15 protein-coding genes are annotated in these 17,621 nt (G+C 73.2%); 7 read left to right on the forward strand and 8 right to left on the reverse strand.

Features of this window, described 5'->3' with window-relative positions; translation table 11 throughout:
- Positions 1-100 precede the first annotated feature (100 nt).
- From dnaJ to CK206_RS13565, 5 genes are all read left to right on the forward strand, one after another.
- The gene (gene dnaJ / locus CK206_RS13545; protein ID WP_096906702.1) at positions 101-1,282 is read left to right on the forward strand and encodes a molecular chaperone DnaJ; all 1,182 of its coding nucleotides are present in this window, start codon (positions 101-103) and stop codon (positions 1,280-1,282) included.
- A complete protein-coding gene (locus CK206_RS13550; RefSeq protein ID WP_096906703.1) occupies positions 1,279-1,716 on the forward strand; it encodes a heat shock protein transcriptional repressor HspR in 438 nt (145 codons plus the stop codon). Before dnaJ ends, CK206_RS13550 begins: the two co-directional genes overlap by 4 nt.
- Positions 1,717-1,770: 54 nt before the next feature.
- Positions 1,771-4,419 (forward strand): AMP-binding protein, encoded by a 2,649-nt coding sequence (locus tag CK206_RS13555; RefSeq protein WP_096906704.1) that lies wholly within the window; start codon positions 1,771-1,773, stop codon positions 4,417-4,419.
- Between the two features lie 61 nt (positions 4,420-4,480).
- Positions 4,481-5,350 (forward strand): nitrilase-related carbon-nitrogen hydrolase, encoded by an 870-nt coding sequence (locus CK206_RS13560; protein WP_096906705.1) that lies wholly within the window; start codon positions 4,481-4,483, stop codon positions 5,348-5,350.
- Positions 5,347-6,492, forward strand: coding sequence for a hypothetical protein (locus tag CK206_RS13565; RefSeq protein WP_216824137.1), 1,146 nt, complete (start codon positions 5,347-5,349; stop codon positions 6,490-6,492). Before CK206_RS13560 ends, CK206_RS13565 begins: the two co-directional genes overlap by 4 nt.
- A gap of 186 nt (positions 6,493-6,678) precedes the next feature.
- Here CK206_RS13565 and CK206_RS13570 read toward each other — a convergent pair whose 3' ends face one another.
- Together CK206_RS13570 and CK206_RS19895 are read right to left on the reverse strand one after the other, a co-directional pair.
- Positions 6,679-7,983, reverse strand: a complete 1,305-nt coding sequence (locus tag CK206_RS13570; protein WP_096906706.1) for an FAD-binding oxidoreductase — start codon at positions 7,981-7,983, stop codon at positions 6,679-6,681.
- A 161-nt stretch (positions 7,984-8,144) separates the two neighbouring features.
- Positions 8,145-8,840: a hypothetical protein gene (locus tag CK206_RS19895; RefSeq protein WP_096906707.1), complete on the reverse strand. Its 696-nt coding sequence runs from the start codon at positions 8,838-8,840 to the stop codon at positions 8,145-8,147.
- A gap of 132 nt (positions 8,841-8,972) precedes the next feature.
- On the opposite strand from CK206_RS19895, the gene CK206_RS13580 reads away from it, so the two are divergent.
- A complete protein-coding gene (locus CK206_RS13580) occupies positions 8,973-10,046 on the forward strand; it encodes a DUF368 domain-containing protein (protein WP_254050586.1) in 1,074 nt (357 codons plus the stop codon).
- Between the two features lie 22 nt (positions 10,047-10,068).
- On the opposite strand, the gene CK206_RS13585 is transcribed toward CK206_RS13580, so the two are convergent.
- Complete coding sequence (locus CK206_RS13585) at positions 10,069-10,932, reverse strand: SRPBCC family protein (RefSeq protein WP_096906708.1); 864 nt, start codon at positions 10,930-10,932, stop codon at positions 10,069-10,071.
- 39 nt (positions 10,933-10,971) lie between these two features.
- Positions 10,972-11,280 (reverse strand): metalloregulator ArsR/SmtB family transcription factor, encoded by a 309-nt coding sequence (locus CK206_RS13590; RefSeq protein WP_096907459.1) that lies wholly within the window; start codon positions 11,278-11,280, stop codon positions 10,972-10,974.
- Between the two features lie 94 nt (positions 11,281-11,374).
- Between CK206_RS13590 and CK206_RS13595 the strand changes: the two genes are divergently transcribed.
- The gene (locus CK206_RS13595) at positions 11,375-14,806 is read left to right on the forward strand and encodes a DEAD/DEAH box helicase (RefSeq protein WP_096906709.1); all 3,432 of its coding nucleotides are present in this window, start codon (positions 11,375-11,377) and stop codon (positions 14,804-14,806) included.
- 42 nt (positions 14,807-14,848) lie between these two features.
- Here the strand turns inward: CK206_RS13595 and CK206_RS13600 are convergent, their stop codons facing one another.
- The 4 genes from CK206_RS13600 to CK206_RS13615 all read right to left on the reverse strand — a co-directional run bounded on the left by CK206_RS13600 (position 14,849) and on the right by CK206_RS13615 (position 17,619).
- The gene (locus CK206_RS13600; RefSeq protein WP_067719438.1) at positions 14,849-15,640 is read right to left on the reverse strand and encodes an ROK family protein; all 792 of its coding nucleotides are present in this window, start codon (positions 15,638-15,640) and stop codon (positions 14,849-14,851) included.
- A gap of 113 nt (positions 15,641-15,753) precedes the next feature.
- A complete protein-coding gene (locus tag CK206_RS13605) occupies positions 15,754-16,044 on the reverse strand; it encodes a hypothetical protein (protein WP_096906710.1) in 291 nt (96 codons plus the stop codon).
- 86 nt (positions 16,045-16,130) lie between these two features.
- The gene (locus tag CK206_RS20455; protein ID WP_254050587.1) at positions 16,131-16,634 is read right to left on the reverse strand and encodes a hypothetical protein; all 504 of its coding nucleotides are present in this window, start codon (positions 16,632-16,634) and stop codon (positions 16,131-16,133) included.
- Positions 16,635-16,980: 346 nt separating this feature from the next.
- Entirely contained in the window at positions 16,981-17,619 is a 639-nt protein-coding gene (locus CK206_RS13615) for an Ltp family lipoprotein (protein WP_227022143.1), read from the reverse strand.
- Positions 17,620-17,621 lie beyond the last annotated feature (2 nt).

The raw sequence follows: 17,621 nt of genomic DNA on the forward strand, positions 1-17,621 counted from the left end.
ACGCCGACCCACCCCGGATGTGCCGGGGAACTGAGAGAATTCGTAGACCCGAACACTGCAATAAGAAGAAGAACTGCAACAAGAAGAAGGGAGGCGTCTGGTGAGTCAGCGCGAATGGGTCGAGAAGGACTACTACGCCGAACTGGGCGTCTCCAAGTCCGCCACCCAGGACGAGATCCGCAAGGCCTACCGCAAGCTCGCGCGGGAGAACCACCCGGACTCCAACCCGGGCAACGCGGCCGCGGAGGACAAGTTCAAGCGGATCAGCGAGGCCAACGACGTCATCGGCGATCCCGCCCGGCGCAAGGAGTACGACGCCTTCCGCGACCAGGTCACCTCCGGCGGGTTCAGCGGCTTCGCCCCGGGCGGCGGGGGCCGGTACACCGCCTCCGGCGGTGACTTCGACATCAACGACCTCTTCGGTGGCGGCGGGCCCGCCGGCGGCACCGGGGGATTCTCGGACCTCTTCGGCGGCCTGTTCAACCAGGCCCGCCCGGGTGGCGGCGGGGCCGGCCGCGGCCGGGCACAGCGCCCGCGGGGCGGCCAGGACGTCGAGACCGCCCTGACCCTGTCCTTCCGTGAGGCCGCCCTCGGCGAGACGGTCCAGATCAAACTCTCCTCCGCCTCGCCGTGTCTGATCTGCCACGGCAGTGGCGCGAAGCCGGGGACCAGCCCCAAGGTGTGCGGCACCTGCCACGGTGCGGGCGTCACCCAGCGCACCCAGGGGGCCTTCGGCTTCGCCGAGCCCTGCACCGACTGCGGCGGCACCGGGTCCAAGATCGACGACCCGTGCACCGAGTGCGCGGGCAGCGGCGTCACGGACCGCACCCGCACCATCAACGTCAAGGTCCCGGCCGGCGTCTCCGACGGCCAGCGCATCCGGCTCTCGGGGCAGGGTGAGGCGGGCTTCCGCGGGGCACCGTCGGGCGACCTGTACGTGACGGTCACCGTCCAGAAGGACCAGGTGTTCGACCGCGACGGGGCCGACCTGCTCGTCGACCTGCCGGTGTCCTACCCGGAGTTGGTCCGCGGCGCCCAGGTGTCGGTACCCACGCTCACCGGGCGGGTGACCGTCAAGATCCCCGCCGGCTCCCGCGACGGACAGATCCTGCGGGTGCGCGGCCGGGGTATCGCACGCAAGTCCGGAACCGGTGACCTCAAGGTCACCCTCCGGGTGGCCACGCCCCCCGCCGGGATGGCCGAAGCCGAGCTCGCCGCCTATGACGACGCGTTGCGCGCCGCCGGCTTCGATCCGCGGTCGGGCTGGGCCGGGTCGGCATGAGCCCCCGGCGGGACGTCGGGGAGCTGGGGCCCGACGACAGCGTCCTGGTGATCTCAGTGGCCGCCGAATTGTCCGGGCTGCACGCCCAGACCCTGCGAACCTACGACCGCCTCGGGATCGTCACCCCCGAGCGCACCAGCGGCGGTGGGCGACGCTACTCGCTGCGGGACGTGGCACTGCTCCGCGAGGTCCAGCGCCTCAGCCAGGAGGAGGGCGTCAACCTCGCCGGCATCAAGCGGATCATCGAGCTGACCAATCAGGTCGACGCCTTGCGCAGCCGCGTGTCAGAACTGATCGAGGAGGTCGCCGAACTCCGTCGCCGTTCCGGGTCCTCCGCCCGGGCGGGCGGTGAACTCGTCCACGTGCCCCGCTCGACGTCGGTGGTCGTGTGGCGGCCCCGTCACCACCGGGAGACGGGCCGCCGCGACGGCTGATGACCGGATCCGCCCGACTTTCATAGCGAAGCCTCACCTAATATAGTTCGGCGCGTGACCGTCGCACGTACGCATCAGGGGCAGGCTCCGCCCGGCCTGTTCGACGAGTCCGCCGGGCGCGGCACCGCGGTCGCCGTGGTGACCGACGAGGCGGAGTACACCTACTCCGCGCTCTCCCGGATGAGCGCCGAGCGCGCCGCCGAGTACCCGCCCGTGACGACCGGTCGTCGCCTGATCGGCCTGGTGGCGACGAACACCATCGAGTTCCTCGTGGACTATCTCGCCGCCCACTCCGCCGGCCACGTCGTGGTCCTCCTGCCGCCGGACGGCGCGGCCACCGACAACCTCCTCGCGGCATGGCACCCCGACGTTGTCGCGGGGGACGGCCGACCCCTCCCGGCCGGGGTGCTCACGGCGCCGCCGCGGCACGACCTGCATCCCGACCTCGCACTGCTCCTGAGCACCTCCGGGTCCACGGGCGCACCCAAGCTCGTCCGGCAGTCCCGGCGGGCGGTGCTGGCCAACGCGCGGTCGATCGTGGACTACCTGGGCATCGTGCCGGGGGACCGGGCGATCACCACCCTGCCGCCGCACTACTGCTACGGCCTGTCCGTCCTGCACAGTCACCTGCTGGCCGGCGCGTCCGTGGTGCTCAACTCCGACTCCGTCTCCGCACCGGCGTTCTGGGACCGGGCGGAGGCCGGGCAGGTGACGACGTTCGCCGCCGTCCCGCACACGGTCGAACTCCTCGAGCGCGTCGGTCTCGACCGGCTGGACCGCCTCACCCGCCTGCGCTACCTCACCCAGGCGGGCGGGCGCCTCGCGCCGGAGGCGGTGCGTCGCCTGGCCGCGCACCTGGAAGCACGCGGGGCAGAACTGGTCGTGATGTACGGCCAGACCGAGGCGACCGCGCGTATGGCGTACCTCCCCCCTCGCCTCGCGCGGACCCGTGCGGGGGCCATCGGGATCGCGATCCCCGGCGGCTCCTTCCGCGTCGACCGTCCGCGGGGAACCGATCCGCACGCCCCCGGTGAGCTGGTGTACCGCGGCCCCAACGTGATGATGGGGTACGCCCGCACCTCGGCCGACCTCGCCCGCGGGTCCGAGCTCGACGAGCTGCGGACCGGGGACCTCGCCCGCATCGCCGACGACGGCCTCGTGGAGATCGTCGGGCGGATGGGGCGCGAGACCAAGATCTTCGGGCACCGGATCGACCTGGGTCGGGTGGAATCGACCCTGGCGGACGGCGGGTTCGACGCCTGGTGCGTCGGGGAGCCCGACCGGTTGGTCGTGGTCACCCGCGAGCGCTCGCAGGCCCTCGCCACCGCCGCCGCGACGGCCTCGGGACTGCCCACCTCGGCGGTCGAGCAGGTCGTCGTCGTCGACCCTCCACGCACTCCCGCCGGCAAGGTCGACCAGGCCGCACTCCGTGCACTCGTCGCCGACCGCGCGCGGACGGGCGCCGGGGCGGACGCCGACGCGCCCAGTACGCTCGTGGCCCATGCGCTCGGCCTGGACTCCTGCCCGCCGGACGCCACGTTCGTCGACCTCGGCGGGGACTCCCTGACCTACGTGGTGCTCTCGACCCGGCTCGAGGAGCGGGTGCCCGGCCTACCCCGCGACTGGCACCTGCGCCCACTGGGGGAGCTCGACACCCGCGCTGCCGGACCGCGTCCCCCGGCGGCCTCCCGCTGGACCCCCTGGCGGGCGTGGGCCCGCGTCGACACCTCGGTGGTGCTGCGCGCCCTGTTCATCCTCACGATCGTGGGCGGGCACACCCGGGCGTTCGCGGTCTACGGCGGCGCCCACGTCCTGGTGGCTCTGACCGGCTACTCCCTGGCCCGCTTCCGGCTGCACTCCGCCAGCGCCCGCGAGCGGGCCCGGGGCGTGCTCACGACGGTCGGGAGGATCGCGGTCCCCGCCGTGGTGTGGCTGCTGCTCGTTACCCCCCTGACCAGTCGCTACCACTGGTACTCGCCGCTGCTGGCCACCCACTTCCTGGGTCCCCGCTCCTGGTCCGACGACCGCTGGTGGAATCCGTGGCAGATGTGGTTCGTCGAGGCGACGGTCTACCTGTTGCTCGGCGTGGCCGCGCTCATGGCCGTCCCCGCGGTCAGCAGGCTCGACCGGCGGTGGCCGTACGCGCTGCCGGCCACGCTGGTCGGGCTCGGATTGCTCGTGCGCTACGCCGTCATCGACCTCGGCGGCGGGCCCCTCGTGTGGTACTCGGCGCCGGCGGTGCTGTGGCTGTTCGCGCTCGGCTGGGCCGTGGCGCGGGCCGAACCCGGGGGGGCCGGACCGGGCGGGCCGGGCGGACCGGGAGGGCACCGGGCAGCGCTCACCGCGATGTGGGCGCGGCTCGCCTGCTCCGCGGTCGCGCTCGTGTGCGTGCCGGGCTGGTTCGGCGATCCCGGGCGGGAGGTGGTGATCGTGGGAGGGATCCTCGCCCTGATCTGGATCCCCGCCGTCCGGCTGCCCCGCCCGGTGGTCCGGGTGGTGACCCCCCTAGCAGCGGCCTCGCTGTTCATCTATCTCACCCACTTCCTCGTGTACCCGCCGATCCGGGACGCGGGCCACCCGTGGCTCTCGTGGGGCGCCTCGCTCGCGGTGGGGGTGTGCGTGTGGTGGCTGTGGGAGCGCGGTGTCGGGATCGCGCGGCGGGTCGCCGCCCGGGGCGGGGACGCCGACCTCGCACGCGGGTAGCGTCGGGGAGACGCCCCAGCCGGCTGAGACGACAGCCCGCCGCCGACGAGGAGGACCACCCGTGCGTATCGCCGCCGCCCAGATCCTGACCGGACGCGACCCGCAGGACAACCTTCGGCTGGTCCGCGAGTCGGTCGCCGAGGCCGCAGCGCAGGGGGCCCGGGTCGTGGTGTTCCCCGAGGCCACCATGCGGGCGTTCGGTGCGGGCCGGCTGGACGAGATCGCCGAACCTCTCGACGGCCCGTGGGCGACCGCGGTGGCCGAATCGGCTCGGGAGCACGGTGTCCTCGTCGTCGTAGGCATGTTCACGCCCGGGCAGGGCGGCCGCGTCCGCAACACCCTCCTGGTCACCGGCCCGGCCGGCGACGCCGACGGCGGCTCCGCCGGGGCAGGTCAGGGCGGGGACCTCCACCTGGGGTACGACAAGATCCACCTGTTCGACGCGTTCGGGTTCGCCGAGTCCGACACCGTCGAGCCGGGCGACGCCACGCACGTGGTGACGGTCGACGGCGTGGGCGTGGGTCTGAGCGTCTGCTACGACATCCGCTTCCCGGGCCAGTACACGGCGCTCGCCACCGCCGGCGCCCGGATCACCCTGTGCAGCGCCTCGTGGGGTGCGGGCGAGGGGAAGGTCGACCAGTGGCGACTGCTCGCCCGCGCCCGCGCGCTCGACTCGACCGCGTTCCTGTTCGCCGTCGGGCAGGCCGATCCCGAGGTGGAGGGCGTGGAGGTCAAGCCCGGCGCCCCCACCGGCGTCGGTCACTCGCTGCTCGTCGGCCCGGACGGGACCGTGCGCGCCGAGGCCGGCGCCGGATCGGAGCTACTGGTGGTGGATGTCGACGACGACGAGGTCACCGGTATCCGGAAGGTGATCCCGGTGCTCGCCAACGGACGGGTCACGGAGCCCTCGGGCGGGGAGGTCCCGCGGTGACCGGACCGGGCGGCCCGAACCGGGACGAGGGCCCCGCTGATTCCGAGCGCCCGGGCGACGACGCCGTCACCGAGCCGAATCCGGCCGTCGAGCCGGGTGCCGACCCGCCGACGCAGCGACTCCCGCCCACCGACCCGCCGACCGAGCACCTCCCGCCGGTCGGCGCGGGGGAGGGCAGCACGGCGTGGTCGCAGTACCCGGCGGACGGTGGAGCCGCGGCCGCGGGTGGGGCTGCCGGGGCGGCCGGTGGTGCGGGGGCGTTCGGCGCGGCCGCCGGGGCCGGGGCGCCCGGGGTTGGTCCCGGCGCGTCCGGTTATCCGACCGCCGCGGGCGTCCCCGCCTCCGGCCACCCCGCCGGGGACGTGCCGCCGCCGGGGGACGTCCCGCCGCCGGGGGACGGCGACGCCTGGGACGACGGTGGCGGTGACGGCGGGTCCACGCCGTGGATGATCGCCGCCATCCTGCTCGCGGTCGCATTGGTGGCTGCGCTGGTGGTGTGGCTGGTCTCCGCGACCGGCGACGACGAGGACCCGGTCGCCACCCCCACCACGACGACGCAGACCACCACCTCGCAGAGCACGCGGACCACGCCGCCGACGACGCAGCCCACGACGACCGGCCCGCCGAGTCCGGCCGAACGCTGTAGCCCGGGTTTCGTGGCCGATGAGCTGGGCAGCGGCACGACCGTGCGGGAATGCGACGAGCGGTTCCTGCTGGTCACCCGCGACGACGGGGAGATCGAGCTGCTCTCGTGGCGCGACGACGACTGGGAGTTCCTGGCCGAGCCCACCTCGGACGTGTGCCGCGAGCAACTCGAGCAGCTGGGCGTCCCCGACCGGTTCCGCCGCGTGTTCCAGTCCTGCGAGACGACCAGCACCCGCACCAGCACCAGCAGCAACACCTCGCAGACCAGCCCGACGAGTCCCACCACCACGACGGGCACCTCCACCACTCCGCAGACCAGCGTCGCGACCCCGACCCCGCCGGCGGGCGACCCCCAGGCGGCCGGCGACGGCGAGGGAGAGGGCGAGGGCGCCGCCGCCGGCGTCGGCGGGGACGGCGCTACCGCTGATGGCGGCACGGCGGCAGACGACACGGAGACGGACGATACAGAGACCGAGGCGGACGAGACCGAGGCCTGAACCGTCGTCATCGTGGAGTCGCTGACTTACGCGTCGTCTTTGGTCCACAGAGGCAGCACAGCCTCGGGAAAAGCGTGCATTCCGCGTGCGCAATTCGATGAGGCCGTGTCGGCGGCGGCGGTGTGCTGCCTCTCTGCGCGCGGGGACTCGTCTCGACGTGGGTGGCCGCGCCGCGCGGCGGGATTGTCAGGGGCGGTCGAAGCTGATGTTCTCCCGCGGGGTGCCCGCCGCGACGAGACCGCGGACCGTCGCGCGAAGCATCTCGGGTGAGCCCGAGACGATGACCTGCCGGTCGGCCCACGACCCCCACTGCGTGACCGCCCGGACCAGGGTCCCGGTCTGCCGACGGTGCAGGGTGCGGGGCAGGTCCTGCCGGGGGCCGGCCCACCAGGGGTCCTCGTCCTCCTCGGCGACGGGCTGGATCGTCAACCACGGGGCGGTGGCGGCGAGGTCGACCAACGTCGGCAGGTCGTAGAGGTCGCCGGGGAAGCGGGCCCCGTAGAACAGGTGGACGCGCGGGTTGTCGGCGTGGCGCATCATGTCCAGCAGCAGGCACCGCAGGGGCGCGATCCCGGTGCCGCCGGCGATCATGAGCACGTCCCGGGTCGGCTCGGACCGGTCGACCTCGAGCATCCCCAGGGGACGGGCGAGCACCCAACGGTCACCGACGCCGACGCTGCGGACCAGTGAGCCGCTGAGCGCGCCGCCGGGCACGTCGCGGACGTGGAACTCGATCTGCCCGGCCGGGTTCGACGGGATCGACGGGCTGAGCCGCCGCCACACGCCGGGCGCGTAGGGCGTGAGCACGCTGAGGTACTGCCCCGGGTGGTAGTCGACCATCACGTCGCTGATGAGCCGCACCACCACCACGTCCCGGGTGGGTCGCAGGATCTCCACCACGGTCGCGCCGACGCGCGCGGGGCCCTCGTCGGCGGCGGCGCCCTGTTGCAGGGCGGTCGAGAGCACCCGGTAGGCGGTGCCCAGGGTGGTCTCCAGCCGGTCGTCCCAGGCGCGTCCGGCGAGGTGGCGCAGGGTGTGGGCCAGCGCCTCCCCGAAGCGCCGGTGGTGCCCGGGCGTCAGTTCGAGTTTGCGGTGGTCGGCGCCCAGGTGGCGGGCGAACTCGACGACCTCCTCGACCTTGGCCCGGTCGCCGCGCGCGTGCTCGGTGGTCTCGAACGCCCACCTCATCGCCCGCGCGAAGTCCCGGAGTACCGGCGTGGCGTCGCGGGGGAACAGTTCACGGAAGTCGGGGTCGGCCGCGCGCAGCGCCCGGGCGAACAGCTCCGGGAACCGCTCGTCGACCAGGAGGTCCCTCAGGACCAGCAGCGGCGGGGTCTGCGCCTCGACGGGCACAGGCTGCTCGAGCGGCTCAGCCAACGGGTCGACGGGCGTACCGAGGAACGGGCCGAGGTCGATGTCCCCCACGAGGCGCTCCACCTCGGAGGCACGGAACGCCTCGTCACCGTGGTCCGGTCCGGGGCCGTTGCTCACCGTTGCACGCCTCCCCGTCTCGTCGTCGTCGCTGTCCCCACCCTATCCGCGCGCCCGGCACCCCCGCCGGGAGTGCGCGCGACCCCGGCCCGCCTTCGACCCCGGCCCGCCTTCGCGCTTGGCGCCCTCCCCGCCCGACGCTGCTCACCGACCGGGGCTGCTCACCGACCGAGGGTGATGTCGACGCCCGCGCGCAGTTCGCCCTCGGTGTAGGTCAGCTGGCCGCGGCCGGGCAGCTCGACCATGTAGAACGAGCCGCCGGCGGGGACGTCGGGGAACTCGAAGGTGAAGGTGCACGAGGACAGGTCGCCGCCGGAGTAGACGAGCATGGCGGTGCCGATCTGCGCGGCGCCGCTGTCGATGAGCGTGATGGTGGTGCCCTCGCCGATGTCGGACAGGGTGATGGGCAGGTCGCAGCCGGTGCGGTCGCCGGAGACCGGTTCCGCGGGGGTCGAGACGACGGTGAACGTGCCGTCGACCGTGAACGATCCGGACCCCGGTGCCCGCTCGGCCGGGGGGAGGACCTGCGGGAAGGGGCCGCGCGACGGGTCGGTACCGCGGCCGGGGTCGGATCCGGGGCCGAGGAAGACCACGCCCAGGACCACGACGACGACGAGGGCCGCCACCCCGATGATCGCCGCGGCCGCCGCGGTGCCGGGAGGGCGGCCCTCCGCGGGGGCCCAGGCGGGCGGTGGGCCGTCGCCGGGGCGGCCATCGGGGGCCGGGGGCGGGTACGCGGAGCCCGGATCAGGGGCAGGAGAGCTCGGATCCGGCCCGGGGACGGGGGAGGGCAACGGCTGCGGCGGGTCGCCGTACCGGTAGGTGCCGTCGGGCAGCGGGGGGTAGTGCATCGGCATGTCCCGACCTCCCACGCCGGCCCGGGGGCACGTCGCCGGATGACGTGCCGCTGGACTGTCGAGCCTAGTCATCCCCCCGCGCCCCGGGTGCGTCGCTTGGATCGAGGGGCGTGGTTCGGGGAAGCTGTAACGATGACTGCCGATTCGTCGAGGCCCTCCCGCGACCCCCACGGCCCGGCCGGGTCCGTCCACGATCCGGTCCGGTCCGTCCACGACCCGGTCGACGACGCCGATCTCGACGCCGGCACGCCGGTGCCGGTCCGGCCCGGACCGCTGGGGATGGCCGGCAACGTCGTCCGCGGCGCGCTCATCGGGATGGCCGAGCTCGTGCCCGGCGTCTCCGGCGGAACGGTGGCGCTGGTGACCGGCGTCTATCCGCGCCTGTTGGACTCCGGGGCGCACGTCGTGGACGGCCTGCGCTCGGCCGCCCTCGGGCCGGAGCGTCGGGCCCGCACCCGCGCGGCGTTCCGGCACGTCGACTGGTGGCTGCTGTTGCCGCTGGCGCTGGGCATGCTCGTCATGGTCTTCACCATGGCCGGTGTGCTCAAGGGCTTCGTCGAGGGCAGCCCCGAGATCGCCCGCGGGCTGTTCCTCGGCATGGTCGCCGCCAGCATCGCCGTGCCGCTGGGGATGGCGCGGTCCACCCCGGGTGGGCGCAACTGGGTGCTGGGCCTGATCTTCGTCCTCGGTGCCGCGTTCGCGTTCGTCCTGTCCGGCCTGCCGAGCGGCTCGATCAGTGACCCCTCCTACCTGTTGGTGTTCGTCGCGGCGGCGGTGGCGATCTGTGCCCTGGTCCTGCCCGGCGTCTCGGGGTCCTACCTGTTGCTGGCGATGGGGCTCTACGCCCCGACCCTCGGCGCCGTCGACGACCGGGACTTCGCCTACCTCGGCGTGTTCGCCCTCGGCGCGCTCGTCGGGATCTCCCTGTTCGTCAAGGTCCTCGACCGCCTGCTCGAGGACTTCCGCAAGCCCACCCTGGTGGCCATGGCCGGACTCATGCTGGGGTCGCTGCGCGCGTTGTGGCCGTGGCAGACCGAGGAGGCCGAGGTCCTGGCTCCCGGCGCCGACTGGCCGACGGTCCTGGCCGCCGTGGCCGCCGGCATCGTCGTGGTGCTGATCGTGCTGGCCGTCGAGCGGGTGTTCGCGGACAAGACGGCCACCACCGACCCCGACCCGCGGACCTCCGCACTCGAGGACCGCGGGTAGGCCGTAGCCGGTCGGGCGGCGGTCAGGGGCTGGTCAGCACCTCCGCCTCCAGCCTCCGGTAGCCGGCCTCCATCCCGTCGACCATGCCGGTGCCGAGGATCGTCTCGCGCAATTCGGCGCTGTCGTAGGTGATGACGAGCGTCATGAGGGTCCCGTCCTCGACGGCCGTGAGGGTCTGCTCGTTGCGCGTCGGCGGTGCGTCGACGCCCTCCATCGTCTCGGTGAAGACCTCCCGGTGGGGTGGGTCGGTCTCCAAGAGCTGCCCGGTGAGGGCGAACGCCTCGCCCTCGACCCCGGCGTCGGGGGCCCACTCGAAGCGGGTGGTCTCGCCGGGCGCCGGGGCGACCCGGCAGCCGACCAGCGCCCAGCCGTCGGGTCCGTGGAACCACCTGTTCAGCAGCTCCGGCTCGTGGTGGGCGTCCCAGACCTGCCGGGGCGTGCCGTGCAGGATCCGGGTGACGCGCACGGTCCGCTCGTCGAGGAGCTGCGACTGCGTGCCGGTGTCGGCGGCGAAGGTGGCGTCGTCGGTGACCACGGCCTCGATCTGGCCCATCGCCTCGCGGGTGGGCAGGTCGGTGTTGGGCCGGCCGTCGTCGTGGCTGAAGCCGTCGAGCACCTCGAACGACCGGCACTCGTCCACCGACAGGTACTCCCAGTACCCGCAAGCGCGGCTGGCGTCCGGCCCGGTCATGTAGTAGTCCGAGCGGCCGCCGGGGAACACGTCGTGCCGGGTGAAGGTGGCCGGCCACGTGGGCGGTCCCCAGAACTTCTCGAGCTGGCGCGGGTCGACGTACGCGTCCCACAGTCGACGGACCGTTACCGGGAACTCCGCGGTGATGGTCAGGGTCAGCCGGTCGAGGTCTCTGTCCACTGATGTCACAGGCATGGCCTGCCTCTTTCCTCGTGTGTGTCCTGCGGTGACGGGTCAGTCCTCGGCGAGGAGGGCGTCGAGTCTGCCGACGCGTGCCTGCCAGATGTCCTCGACGGCGTCGAGGAGGCGCTGGGCTCCCCGGATCGCCCGGAGGTCTCCCCGGATCCTGCGCTCGCGGCCGATCCGGTGGTCGGTGATCAGTCCTGCCTCCTCCAGTACGTTGACGTGCTTGCGGACGGCCGCGAACGACATGTCGTAGCGGTCCGCGAGTTCGGAGACGGTGGATTCCCCGGCCAGGGTGCGCCGGAGGATGTCCCGCCTGGTCGCGTCGGCCAGGGCCCGGAAGATCCGGTCCACCGGCATCCGGTTCTCCACAGCCCGGTCCGACTCCACAGCGGTGGGCTCACCGACTCCGGTGTCCGGGCACCTCGTCGTCGTCGTCCTCTAGCCTGGCGGCGTGCTGACATCGACCGTCCGCGTCCCCGAGTCCGACGTCGAGTCCTTCGTGGGCTCGGCGGCGCTGGGGCGCGCCCGCGGCTACGCCAACGCGACGCGGATCCGCGACGTGGCGTACGACGCCGCCACCCACCGACTCACCGCGAACGTCAAGGGCAGCGGCGCCGCGGGGAGCGGGCGCTGGTACTCCACCGCCGTCCACCTCACGGCGCCGGCCGCGGACGGGTCGACCCGCCCGCTGCGCAGCATGTGCTCGTGCCCCGTCGGGCTGAACTGCAAGCACGCCGCCGCCCTCATGCTGTTCGTCAGCGCGCAGGCGAGCCAGGACGAGTCGATCCCCGCCTGGCGGCGGCAGGCCGAGGACTCCCTGCGCGCGCTCGACACCCCGCGGTGGCAACCCGAGGCCCCGGTGGTGGGACTGCAGCTCTCGGTGGTCCCGGACGAACTGGCGGCGGACGACGGCTCGGGCGGCCTGCGTCCCGGATTGGGCAACCGCCTCAAGGCCCGGATCGTCGTCCCCGGCAGCGGCGGACGGTGGAAGTCGGCCGGGGTGGAATGGGACCGCCTCCGCTACGGCTGGGACGGCGCGCTGTCGATGGCCCAGGCCGGGTGGTTCCGCGCCGTGGACGCCCTCGCCCGCAGCCACCGGCAGGCACGCGTGTGGCTGGACCTGTGCGACGCCGAGGTCCCCGCGCTGTGGCCGCTCATCGCGACCGCGGCCGAGGCGGAGATCGAGATCGTCCCCGGCGACGGCCTGCGCGAGGTCGTGCCCGGGCCACCCCGCCGTGTGGGATTGACCGCGTGGAGCCCCGACGGTTCGGAGCTGGTGCTGGTCGCCGCGGCCGAGGTGGAACCGGGACCGGACGGTACCCGGCCTCTATCCGACGACGACGAGGAGGTCGACCGCCCCCTGCCCGGCGCCCTCGTGGGGGAGCACGGGGACATGGTCGCGCTGGTCCGGGGCCGGGTGCTGGAGCTCTCCCCGGTCGGGCGGCTCGACCCCGGAGTGGCCCGGCGGCTGCGCGACTGGCGGGCGCTCAGCGTCCCGGACGAGGCCGTCGCGGAGTTCTGCGCCGACTTCCTGCCCGACCTCGCCGACCGGTTCCCGGTGGTCGACCGCGTCGGGCGGCTCGAACTGCCCGAGTGGGACCGCGTCGAGCTCGAACTGACGATCCGCCCCCTCGCGGGGATGGGGGCGGGAACCGGCGCACGCGGCGGCTCGGGTGCCGGGTCTGCTGTGGGGCCCGCTGCCGGGTCTGCTGCCGGGCAGGGCCTGGAGTTGGTCCTGCAGTGGCGGCGCGTCGACGTGATGCGCATGTCCGACGGCACCGAGGCCGAGCGCCGCCGCCCGCTGACGGCGGATGTGGTCGCCTCACGCGGCGGTGACCCGTCGGACCTCGATGCGGTTGTGCTGGCGGCGGCCGTCGCGGAAGCGGGCTGGGCCTGGACGATCGCGGACGGCCCGGTCCGGATCTCCGGCCGTGACGCCGGCCTGGTGCTCACCGACGGGATCGAGCAACTCGGCGCCCTCGACGGCATCCGCGTGACGGTCCTCGACGGCGTGCCGCAGATCCGCCGTGCGAGCGAGGGGCCGCGGATCCACGTCGCCACCGAGGACGACAGGTCCGGCATCGACTGGCTGGGCCTGACGGTCTCGGTGACCGTGGAGGGCCGCCCCGTCCCGTTCGCGGAGGTGTTCCGGGCGGTGGTCACCGGCCAGGAGGAGTTCATCACCGCCGACGGCCTGTTGGTCCCGGTGGACCTCGAGCGATTCGGGGAGCTGCGCGTACTGCTCGACGAGGCGATGGCGGCCTCCGCCGACCGCGTGGGCAGGGAACCGGACTCCACGGGCGTGCGGATCGGCCTCGGGCAGGCGGGTCTCCTCGCCGACCTCGCCGAGTTGGCCGACGACCTGGCCCCGCCCTCCGGCCGCGCCAGAGCGCTGCTCGAGCTGGCCTCCGACACGCCCGCACCCGTGCCCGTCCCCGCCATGCTCGACGCCGACCTGCGGCCCTATCAGCAGCACGGGTTGGACTGGCTCGCCATGCTCTGGCGCCACCGGATCGGCGGCATCCTCGCCGACGACATGGGCCTCGGCAAGACCGTGCAGGCGCTCGCCCTGATCGCCCACGCCCACGAGACGGCCGACACCGGGGAGGTCGGGCCGGGGGGCGACGCGGCGGGCCCCGGAGCGCCCGGCCCGTTCCTGGTGGTGGCACCGTCGTCGGTCGTCCCCAACTGGGAGGCCGAGGCCCGCCGGTTCGTGCCCTCGCTGCGCGTGGCGCGGCGGTCGGCGACCGAGGCCAAGTCCGGCACCACGGTCGCCGAGGACGCCGGTGCGCACGACATCGTGGTGACCTCGGCGACGGTCCTGCGGCTGGACGCCGAGTCCTACGCCGGCATCGAGTGGGCCGGCGTGATCCTCGACGAGGCCCAGCAGGCCAAGAACCCCACCTCCAAGCTCTTCGCCGCGCTGGCCGGGCTGCGGGCCGACTTCCTACTGGCGGTCACCGGCACACCGATGGAGAACAACCTCACCGAGCTGTGGGCGGTCGCGGCGCTGTCGTGCCGCGGTGTCCTGCCCGACGCCAAGGACTTCCGTGCCCAGTACCGCACGCCCATCGAGAAGAACGGTGACACGGCCGCGCTGGAACGGCTGCGGCGGCGTCTGCGGCCCTTCCTGCTCCGGCGGCGCAAGGAGCTCGTGGCCGGCGAGCTGCCCCCGCGCACGGACGCGGTGATGGAGATCGAACTCTCGGCCACGCACCGCCGGCTCTATGAGCGGGAACTGGCGCGGCAACGCGCGTCCCTGCTGGCGCTGCTCGACGACTTCGAGGCCAACCGCATCAGCATCCTCGCCGGGCTGACCGTGCTCAGGCGTCTCTGCCTGGACGCCTCGCTGATCGACCCGGCCCACGCCGGGGTCGCCTCGGCCAAGACCGACGAGCTCATCGCCGCGCTGCGGGAGGTGGTGGCCGAGGGGCACCGCGCGCTGGTGTTCAGCCAGTTCACCACCTACCTCGACACGGTCGTGGACCGCCTGCGCGCAGAGGGGATCACGGTGGCGCACCTCGACGGCCGGACCACCGACCGGGCGGGGGCCGTGGGTGAGTTCACCGAGGGCGGCGCGCAGGTGTTCTGCCTCAGCCTCAAGGCCGGCGGCGTCGGGCTGAACCTCGTGGGCGCCGACTACGTCTTCCTGCTGGACCCGTGGTGGAACCCGGCGACCGAGGCCCAGGCCGTCGACCGCGCGCACCGCATCGGCCAGACCCGACCGGTGCTGGTGTACCGGATGGTCGCCCGGGACACGATCGAGGAACGGGTGGTCGAGCTGCAGCGGCGCAAGGCCGAGCTGTTCGCGTCCGTCCTGGACAGCGGTGAGCACTTCTCGGCCGCGCTCACCGCCGACGACCTGCGGGGGCTGCTCGACTAGAACGTGCGGGCCGGGTGTCGGGGCCAGGCCCCGAGCGTCGCCTCAGCGTCGCTCGGGGAAGGCCAGCCCCGCGGCGACGGCCGCCCCGAACAGCGCGGTGTCCCGCGACGGCGAGAAGACCACCCGAGGGGTGGACACCGAGATCGGCAGGGACTGGAGCTGTTCGGCGACCGGGCCGTGCAGGGCCTTGCCCAGACCGACCACGATGCCCCCCGTGAGCAGGACGGTCTGAGGGCGGAAGAGCTGGACGGCGTCCACGAGGAACGAGCCGAGCCGGTAGGCGTAGATCTCGGCGGCGCCGTCGCCGTGCTCGCGCTCGAGGTCGTACAGCCCGTGACCGCCGAGCCCCCACCAGGCCTCGGTGTTGGTGCCGTCGCCGACGATGCGCCAGTGCCCGAGGTCCCATCCGGTGTGGCCGCACGGGTGGATGAGCGCGCCGTGGTGATTGAGCGCACCGAACGCCAGGGAGGAGCCGAGCGAGATGGCGATCCCGCCGAACTCCACGTCGGGCAGTCGCGTCAGTGCGAGGGCGTGGGCGTCACCGTCGCCGATGACGGAGACGGGCGCGTCGATCAGCGACACGAGTTCGGTACGCAGGTCGCCCTCCGCCCAGGCGGCGGCCCGCGAGGACACCACTCGTCCCCGGTCCGCGTCGACGTGGCCGTGGAGGGACACGCCCACACCGGCGGGGGAGTCGTCGACGGCGAGGACCGCTGCGGCGAGGTCCTCGGCCGTGGCGACCTCGGCCCCGTGGACGCCCACCACGTGGCCGTCGACCACGGCGCCGATCCGCGTACCACTGCCGCCGATGTCGACGACGACGCCGTTCCTCATCGCTGCACCTCCGGTTCGCCCGCCTCTATTCTCACCACTCATTCGTAGCGGTCGAGCAGCGGGCTGGGTGTCGACTCCGGTCGGGTGGGGGTACGGGGTCTGATGCTCAGGGGTCACCCGGTCTCGGCGTTGCGGATCGGATCGCTGGTCTGACCCACGGTGCTGCAGTACAGCTTGGCCGCCTCCTGGTTGAGCGTGACCTCCATGCCGGCGGGATCGGACTGCCCCTTCTCGTCGAGGAAGGTGGTGATCACCTCGCGCTGGTCCTCGGGCGCCATCTCCATGTAGTCGCCACAGGTGGTGTCTCCTCCCTTGTTCGGGTCCATCGCACCGCAGCCGGTCAGCGCGGCGAGGGCGAAAGCAGTGGCGGCGGCCAGTGCCGCGGGGCGGGTACGAGTGGACATGGGAACCTCCGGGGATGGTGTCGTCAGATGAGGCGAGCGTAGGCCCGCCGGGTCGGCGGCATTCCTCATTCGGGCGATGCCCGGGCTCAATGGCACCCGACCATGTGCAGCGCGAACCGGTCGCCGTAGCCGAGGATCGTCTGCGGTATAGGGGCAGTCTGCGGGGCCATTACCTCAGCGCGGTGATCGGCAGCGTGGTTCACCCCGACCGCATGCATCAGTTCGTGAAGGATTACCGTGCGAGTTCCGGGATCGCCGCCATAGGGGTTCATCTTCTCGGGCCGCAGCGTCACCGCGCCCCGTGAGATTCGGCCATCCGCCCACAGTGCGGTCGGCCCACCGACGCCCGCGATGGTCGGGTCGAGATCGAAATCCGGATGATGACCGAAGGTGACGGAGATCGTGCCTTCCGCCTCGCGAGCGTGTTCGGCACCAGGGCCCGCGTACCGAAGTGGCAGTCCGCTCGTCCAGGCGAGAGTGTCGACGGCCCAGACCACGTCCCCGACGTTCCCCGACGGCGCTCCGAAAGTCGACACCTGTATCTCGTGACCGCACGGCCAATGGGTGATGTGTCCGCCGTCGGTGGTCATCACCGAGTAGTCAAGACCGGTCCGGAGTCCGGCCGGCGCGCTGAAGTCCTGGGCACGTCGCGGTGACCATTCGCCCTTATATGGCATTGTCCCGGCCGGTAGCGGGTACTGGGCTGCGGTGGCTGGGGTGCGTGGTGACCCGAAGATTCCCCCGTTGCCTCCGGAGAGCCGGACCGCGCCCTCGCCGATCGCCGCGACCGTGCTGCGGTGCTGTTCCGGGACCTTGGCCAACAGGTACGGGGTCGTGCCGACCACTGCCAAGGCGATCGCCACCGGAATGACGACCGCCAGGATGTAGATGACGATCCTGGTCGCGCGAGCCAAGGGACTGTAGTAGTCCACCGTTCTACAATCCGGCCGCGGTCGCCCCGTGGGCGGCCTGGTCCGCCGAGTAGCCGTCGTACTGGAGTTGTTCGATGAGTCCGGAACGGGAGAACCCGGAGATGTCCAGATACTGGCGGGCCGATCGCGAGGCCTGCTCGTTCCAGTTCACGGTCAGGGAGTCCACGGCGCCTGTCGCGTCGGCGGCGGAGTAGCCCTCGTACTGGAGTTGTTCGATGAGCCCGGAGCGCGAGAATCCAGAGATGGCGAGGTACTGCTCGGCCGATTTGGCCGCGTTGCGCTGGCCGGCGCTGACGTCTGTTGCGACTCGGGGCGCTGACGCCACGGCATCCGGGATCGTCCGGCCTGCTGGAGCTGTCGGTCCGGCCGCCGGCTCGCGGGAGCCGTCAGGTGCGGCGGCGATGGTCGTCTCCCGCGTCACGGTCGTCGTCGCAGTCGTGGTTGTGGTCGAGGGGCCGGTGATGGTGACCGTGACCGTGCCGGGCGCTTCGGTGGCGATCGCCTGGTCGTCCGCGGGCGTGCACGCGGCTGTGACGACGACGAGGGTCGCTAGCGCGGCCGCGGCCCGCGACCCCCTCGGAGGGCGGAATAGGCCGGTCTCACTGGTCGTCGGGGCAGGGGAGGGGGAGGATGTGTCGGTCACGG

Origin of the sequence: Dietzia sp. WMMA184, from assembly GCF_002441635.1 — a bacterium.
Classification (GTDB): Bacteria; Actinomycetota; Actinomycetes; order Mycobacteriales; family Mycobacteriaceae; genus Dietzia; species Dietzia kunjamensis.